The sequence below is a fragment of the Methylobacterium crusticola genome (genome assembly GCF_003574465.1).
Classification (GTDB): Bacteria; Pseudomonadota; Alphaproteobacteria; order Rhizobiales; family Beijerinckiaceae; genus Methylobacterium; species Methylobacterium crusticola.
In genome coordinates this window covers 22900-29663 of the sequence record NZ_KZ984629.1, presented here as the reverse complement: position 1 = coordinate 29663, position 6764 = coordinate 22900, and the positions used below count along the sequence as shown (strand labels likewise).

At 72.9% G+C, this 6764-nt stretch carries 8 protein-coding genes and 1 pseudogene; all 9 read left to right on the top strand.

The genetic code is table 11. The features are described from left to right. Positions 1 to 287, top strand: a pseudogene (locus DT057_RS03440) (extracellular catalytic domain type 1 short-chain-length polyhydroxyalkanoate depolymerase); the annotation flags it as partial. 231 nt (positions 288 to 518) lie between these two features. Then, complete coding sequence (locus DT057_RS03435; RefSeq protein WP_128560722.1) at positions 519 to 701, top strand: Rmf/CrpP family protein; 183 nt, start codon at positions 519 to 521, stop codon at positions 699 to 701. A gap of 84 nt (positions 702 to 785) precedes the next feature. Continuing rightward, a complete protein-coding gene (locus DT057_RS03430) occupies positions 786 to 1040 on the top strand; it encodes a hypothetical protein (RefSeq protein WP_128560721.1) in 255 nt (84 codons plus the stop codon). 740 nt (positions 1041 to 1780) lie between these two features. Beyond that, the gene (locus DT057_RS03420) at positions 1781 to 2356 is read left to right on the top strand and encodes a hypothetical protein (protein WP_128560720.1); all 576 of its coding nucleotides are present in this window, start codon (positions 1781 to 1783) and stop codon (positions 2354 to 2356) included. 309 nt (positions 2357 to 2665) lie between these two features. Then, positions 2666 to 3448, top strand: a complete 783-nt coding sequence (locus DT057_RS03415) for a hypothetical protein (RefSeq protein ID WP_128560719.1) — start codon at positions 2666 to 2668, stop codon at positions 3446 to 3448. A 151-nt stretch (positions 3449 to 3599) separates the two neighbouring features. Further along, positions 3600 to 4109: a cupin domain-containing protein gene (locus DT057_RS03410; protein WP_238313693.1), complete on the top strand. Its 510-nt coding sequence runs from the start codon at positions 3600 to 3602 to the stop codon at positions 4107 to 4109. A 213-nt stretch (positions 4110 to 4322) separates the two neighbouring features. Then, positions 4323 to 4481: a Flp family type IVb pilin gene (locus DT057_RS03405; RefSeq protein WP_128560718.1), complete on the top strand. Its 159-nt coding sequence runs from the start codon at positions 4323 to 4325 to the stop codon at positions 4479 to 4481. A gap of 204 nt (positions 4482 to 4685) precedes the next feature. Beyond that, positions 4686 to 4916: a hypothetical protein gene (locus DT057_RS03400; protein ID WP_128560717.1), complete on the top strand. Its 231-nt coding sequence runs from the start codon at positions 4686 to 4688 to the stop codon at positions 4914 to 4916. 417 nt (positions 4917 to 5333) lie between these two features. After that, a complete protein-coding gene (locus DT057_RS03395; RefSeq protein WP_128560716.1) occupies positions 5334 to 6647 on the top strand; it encodes a glycosyltransferase in 1314 nt (437 codons plus the stop codon). Positions 6648 to 6764: the final 117 nt, after the last annotated feature.

The window sequence follows — 6764 nt, the reverse complement described above, 5'->3', positions numbered from 1 at the left end:
CGGTCAACGCCGACCACGTCGTCGCCCAGGCCACGCCCGCGACGGCGCTCGGCGAGGCGGTGAGTTCCGGCGCGGCCCTCGGCGGGCGGGCCTACACCCGGACGGTCCGCAGCGACGCGCAAGGCCGGCCGGTCGTCGAGCAGTGGGTCCTGCACGGCGCCGGGCACGCTTGGTCGGGCGGCAGCGCGAGCGGCTCGTACACGGATCCGAGCGGGCCCGACGCCAGCCGGGAGATGGTGCGCTTCTTCCTCGCGCACGCGAGGGAAGCCGCCCCGACGCAGCACTGAGGTCCGCCAGGGGAGCCGGCCGGATCGATCCGCGAGGACACGGTGATGCACGCGCCGCCGCCGGAGGCTTCGCGCTGGCGGGACGGGCACCTCGCCCGTCCCGCCTCCCGGGCGGGCGGCCCGACCCTGCCTGTGATCCAGCGCTCGCCCGGTCGCCGACAGGGAGCGACGCGGCCGTGAAACAGGGGGCTGTGGCTCCCATATCAGGTGTGACAGTCAGGAGCAGGACCCATGACCGACCACGATCACGCGCGCGATCCGACCTTCGAGGGCATGAGAGCAAGACACCTCGGCCGCCATCGTGACGCCTGCCCTTACCCGTTCAACTCGGAAGCCCGCGCGCGGTGGCTCGAGGGGTTCGATGGCCGCGTCCGGGGCGACGCTCCCGACATGCCGCGGGATCGCGGCGACTGATGCCAGGGCACCTTCCCGGCGCCGCACGGCGGGTCAGGCCCCGGGGCGAGCCGGTCGGGCCTCCAGCACGCGCCCAGCGGTTCGTTGATCCTCGATCGCCCGCCCGCCGTGCTGCACTGCGACAAGGGATCCCGCACGTCGAACCAGGCGCGTGATGGCGGCGTTCCTCAAGCAGGGACCCGTCGCACGCCGGCCGAGGAGAGTGACACCTCAGCGTCGCGGGTCCAGAGGGATACCACCATCGTGATCGTTTTCTCGCTCGTCGTTCTCGGCGCAGCCACCGTGTTCTCCGCGACCGTCGTGACCGCAATCGGCTTCGGATGGCTCAGGGAGGCGTGAGGAGTCTTCTCGAGGATCGAGCGAGCCGGCTGCCGCAGCGGGCGGCACCCCGGGCGCCGCTTCCTGACGGCGCGGTTCAGCCCTGATCCGAGTGCCGCGGTGAGGGACGTCGGCAAGATGTCGGGCGACGAGATTCTCGGGGCGTCCGATGCGGCCGCCCGCGCCGCGAGGCCCGCCCTGTCGTCGACGGCGCTGGACCGGGCGGAGCGAGGCCGCGGACGTGTCGGCTGCGTCGCATCTTCGTCGCGCGGAGCGGATGAGGGCCCTGGCATGCGCCGGCCAATCGCTTCGTACTGGGCTCTGCTTCGCCCGGCCGCGTGAGGGGTGCAGATCCGGATGTCCCGTCGGCTACGTTCCGCATTCGTTGGTGCAGCCATCCTGCTCGTGAGCCTCCCGGCTCCTGCCGGTGCGCAATGGGGGAACTGTCCGCCCGGCTACAAGGAGGCCGCGGGCGCCTGCGTGCGCTCCTGCCCGGGTGGGTACGAGGATCGCGGCACGTACTGCTCCTACCGCAGCACCGGGCACTGAGCCCCGAACCCCATCCCCCGTCCCCGGAGGAGGCGTGGGGAGACGTGGCCGGGCGCGGCCGGATTGTGCCCTGCGCGGCCGCCGACGGTCCGCGTGCGGGCTCGGACACGGCATCCCGGCACAGCCGCCGGCATGATGGCCCGAGTCCATTAACCGATACTTAACTATGATGTGTCAACGCTTGATCCTCATGAATGTCGAGGATCATCCTGATGCACCAGGTACGGGCCACAATGGTCGACCGTTTCAGGGGCGTCGCCAGTACGGATGATGGTGCATACACCATATTGTTTGCGGATATCGGCGGCAAAACCTCTCCCTTCGCGATCGACGAGGCCAGCCTGTTCAGGCTGATGGCATTGCTGTCGCAATCGGCCAACACGACCTCGCGCGCCAGGAAGCAGGCCGAGGGGAAGCAGCATACTTTCTGGGTCGAGGACACGGACTGCGAGTATCTGGCCAGCGAGAACGGCATCGTGTTCCGGTTCCAGATCCCGGGCGGCATGAAACTGTCCTTCTTCTGCAATCTGCAGCAAGTGAGCCTGCTCACCGCCGAACTCGACAAGGCGACGCGGGCGAGCCGGAACAGCGCCGAGGATCCACGGATCGAGCAGAGCGTGGAGGATCTTGCGGGAGCGTCGCTCGCCGACGACTTCGCGCAGACGCTCATCCGCGGAGAGGCCGCGAGCCGGTCGGACGATTTTCCCCCGGATAGCAGCCGCACGCTGTCGTTCCTCAGCCGCGTGCGAAGCCTGAGCCTGCGCAGCGCGTCGGCCCGCTCGAACTGACCCGGCCGCGAGGCGGCGGACCGCCCCGTCGCTCCCGACCGCGGCCCGGCCGGCGTCTCGTCACCCGGGCCGGTGCAAGCGCCCGCGGAGCGCCCGGCCGCGACCCGTCATCTACCCCTTTGTGACTGCTCAAGTTTCCTCGAACGGGGAAGGGCCTACCGCTCGTCCGCCCGGCCGGGCCGTGGCAATGTGGGCCGTCTGCTCTGCATCCCAAACCCGGGCAGGCACAAAGCGGGTCGGGTGCGCGTTCCGCACGAGCGCGCATCCGACCTGCACCTTCAGATCCACTTCCCGGATGGGGGCGCGACGATGGCGCGACATCTCAGGCTTGCCGCCGCGTTCGTCGGCCTGTCCGCCCCGCAGGCCTTCGCCGACGTGATCATCGAGCAGGCCATGATCACGAACGGCGAGCTGCGGGTGGCCGGCAGGCTGAACCCCGCCCGGGAGGCGAAAGTCACCCTCGACGACAGCAACCAGGCGCTCAGCGAGAAGGATGGCCGCTTCTCCTTCCGCGTCCTCTATCATCCCATGAGCTGCGTCGTGACCATCAGGTCCGGCGCGGAGAGCCGTCAGGCCGTGGTGGGGTTCTGCGGCCAGCGGGGACCGGACGGCCGCGAGGGCGCCGCCGCGAAGGCCGCCCTCGTCCCCGCGGCGACGCAGCCCCCGCGGACCGAGATCGGGCCGAGGGGACCGCAGGGCGTGGCTGGTCAGCAAGGCCCTGAGGGACCGCAGGGCGCCCGGGGCGAGAAGGGCGAGCCCGGAAGCGCCGGCCCGCCCGGGCCTACGGGGCCGCCCGGCCCGACGGGGCCGCCCGGGGGGCCGGGCGCGAGGGGCGAGGCCGGACCTCCCGGTCCTCCCGGGCCGAGCGGTCCCGAGGGCAAGGCGGCGGCCGCCGCGGCGGCGCTCCGCATCCAGGCCGAGGAGTGCAGCGGCGGCCGGTGCGTCGCGACGTGCGCGGCCGACGAGTTCGCCGTGAACGGGACCTGCAGCGGCGGCGAGAGGCCCGCCATGGACGAGAGCAGCATCTACTGCTTCGCCGTGGGAACGGCGCCGATGCCGCTGAAGGCGCGGGCGATCTGTGCCCGGCGCTGACCCGCGGGCCCGGCGCGCCTGAGCCGTGAGGGCCGCCAGGTCATCCACTCGCGCGCGATCGATCGGGGTTTGCCTCGGCGTGAGATGCTGCCAGTTTCCACACCGGCGCGAAGGATCCGCTCTCGAGATCCCGGGCCGGAGGGAACCGGACATGACGCTCTCGCCCAGCTTCCGCGCGGCCATCGGGCTCGCCGCCACCGGTGCACTGCTCGCCGCCGCGGGGGCGGCGAGGGCCGACGACGGGCACGGCATGGTCCTGGTGCCGGGCGACGCCGCGGTGAAGTGGGCCGCCGCCCCGCCCTCCCTGCCGAAGGGGAGCGAGATCAGCATCCTGTCGGGCGATCCGGACAAGCCCGGCCCGTTCACGCTGAGGGTGCGGTTCCCGGCCAACACCCTGGTGGCGCCCCATACCCACGCCACCGACGAGAGCGTGACCCTCCTGGTGGGCGCGCTGACCCACGGCATGGGTGAGACCGTCGACAAGGCGCGCGGGAAGCCGATGGAGAAGGGGGGATTCGTGTTCCTGCCCGCCAAGATGCCCCACTCCCTGTGGACGTCGGCCGAGCCCGCGACGGTCCAGGTCTCCGGGACCGGTCCGTTCGGGCTCACCTACGTGAACCCCGCCGACGATCCGAGCAGGACGGCCGGCGCCAAGCCGTGAGGCACTCGGCGAGGTGCGGGACCGCGACACGCGTGCCCCCTCCGGGGCGGCGGCCGGTGCGCGCACCACCGCTGGCGGCCGGCCGATCCGCCTGCGCCGGGCCCCCGGGTCGGCGCGGGCGCCGGCCCGGCTCGATCGCAATGGCCGGGTTTGAGCAATCTCTCCTTAGCAGTTGCGGCCTAGCCTTCGGTCACGGCAATCCGGACCAGGTCTATGATCGACACACTTCGACGCTTCCTTGCTGACGAGAGCGGCGCAACCGTATTCGAGTACACGCTCGGAGCGGCATTGATCGTTCTCGTCGTCTTCGGCGCCGCGACGATGCTCGGCAAGGATAACAACACCTCGCTCGTCGTGGTTGCCAAATACTGAACCGATCGGGTTGACGGGTCCGGGGCGGCGCTCGCCCCCGCTTCATGCCCCCCGGGCCGGCGCGCCCGACCGCGCGGTCGACGGCGGCCGCTTTCTCCCCGCTCGCGCCCCCGGGCCGCGTCGCCCGCGCGGAATCGTGCGGGGGAACGCTGCCGCGCGATTCCGGTTGAGATGCGCGGCGACCGGCCGCAGGAGGACGCCCCGATGATGAAGGTGCTGGCGAGCGCGGCTCTGGCCGCAGGATTGATGGTGATCACCCCGCACGTCGCGACCGCTTCCACGGACGGGCGCATCCACGTCGCCCAGGGCGGCACGGATGCGGGCAGCGGCCTGGATCGGGGCGGCGCGTCCGCCCGCGGCAACAGCCGGACCGCCGGCGCGCGGACCGGCGGGATGCGGAGAGTGCATCACCGGCGCCACCATCGGCGGCACTGACGCCCCGGGTCCGTTCCGGCGCGTCCCGCCGGGTGCTCACGCTCGTCTCGGGCAGAGCGCCCGGCCCCACCCGCGAAAGTGCCCGCCACGGTGGGAACCGGGCGAGCATGAGGTAGCGTCGATGGGCAGGCCGCCCATCGTGCATAGGATACCGTTCTCCGATACGGCGCACAACGGAGAAGAATTCGCCACGGGCAGCCCGGATGCAGCCGGGATCGCGAGGATCCCCCGGGTCGCGCGTAGGGCAGCACCGCGGCCGGGCGCAGCCCTCTCCCGCCCGCCGTGGCGCGCGCCGTTGCAGCCGTAACCCTTCAGGCCGGGATCCGCAGCCGCGCCGTAACGGGCCCCCTCCAGCCTCGCTCCCGGGCCAGCCGCGCCGATTTCGCGGCGCGCGCGCCCCATCGAAAGGACGAGTGCATGAAGGTCCTCCTGTGTTCGACGCCCGCGACGGGCCACCTCAACCCCCTGCTCGCCATCGCCCGCATGCTGACCGACGAGGGCCACGAGGTCGCGCTGCTGTCCGGCACCGCCTTCCGGGCCCGCATCGAGGCGGCCGGCGCACGGTTCATGGCCCTGCCGGGGAGCGCGGACATCGACGGGCGCGACCTCCCGGCCTTCGCGCCCGAACTGGCGCGGACCCCGCCCGGTCCGGAATGGCTGCGCATCGCCATGGAGCGCATCTTCGTCGACCGGATCCCCGACCAGCACGGGGGCTTGCAGGAGGCGCTGCGGGCGTTCCCGGCCAGGGTGGTGATCGGCGACGACATGTTCTTCGGGGTCCTGCCCCTGCTGCTCGGGCCGCGCGCGGGACGCCCCTCGGTCGTCCTGTGCGGCACCTCGATCCTGCACTGCTCCCGCGAGGACAAGGCGCCCCCCTTCGTCGGTCTTCACCCGGCGCAGTCCGCCGGGCAGCGGGAGGCCTACGAGCAGATCGCGCGGGAGCACGAGGCCGTCGTCGACCGGCCCGTCGCGCGCCGCCTCAACGGAGCCCTGGCGCAGTGCGGGCTGCCGGCGCTGTCGATGACGCTGTTCGATTCGGTCGTGAGGCTCGCCGACGCCTACCTGCAGCTCTCGGTGCCGGCCTTCGAGTTCCCCTTCCTGCTGCCGCCGACGGTCCGGTTCGTCGGCGCGCTTCCCATCGTCCCGGGCCAGGCGCCCCTGCCGCCCTGGGCGGGCGATCTCGACGGCACGCGCAAGGTCGTGCTCGTCACGCAGGGCACCGTGGCCAACCACGATTTCGGCCTCCTCGTCGGCCCGACCCTCGCGGCGCTGGCCGGCGAGCCCGACATCCTGACCGTGGTGACGGCCGGCGGGCGCGGGCTCGACGCCATCCCGGGCCCGGTCCCGGAGAACGCGCGGCTGTCCGCCTACCTGCCCTTCGAGTGGCTGCTGCCGCGGATCGACGCCATGGTGACGAACGGCGGCTACGGCAGCGTCAACCAGGCGCTGAGCGCCGGCGTGCCGCTCGTCGCCGCCGGCCTGACCGAGGACAAGGCCGACGTGAACGCCCGCATCGCGTGGTCGGGCGCGGGGATCGACCTGCGGACGAACAGCCCGGACCCGGAGGCGATCCGGCGCGCCGTGCGCACCGTGCTCGACGAGCCCGGCCACCGTCGGCACGCGCGTCGCCTCGCGGTCGATTTCGCGGCCTACGACGCGCGCGAAGAGATCCTGCGCCTGCTGGCGCGGCACGCCGGGTCCGCCCCCGGCCGGGTGCGCAGCGCGGCCTGACCGGCGGGGGATCGCCCGACCCGGATCGAGGACCGTGGGCCGCCCGGCCGCTCCGCCCGGCCCGGGCACGATCCGGGCCGCCGCCCCGGCGTGAGCGGCGAGCTCGCCGCGACCGCC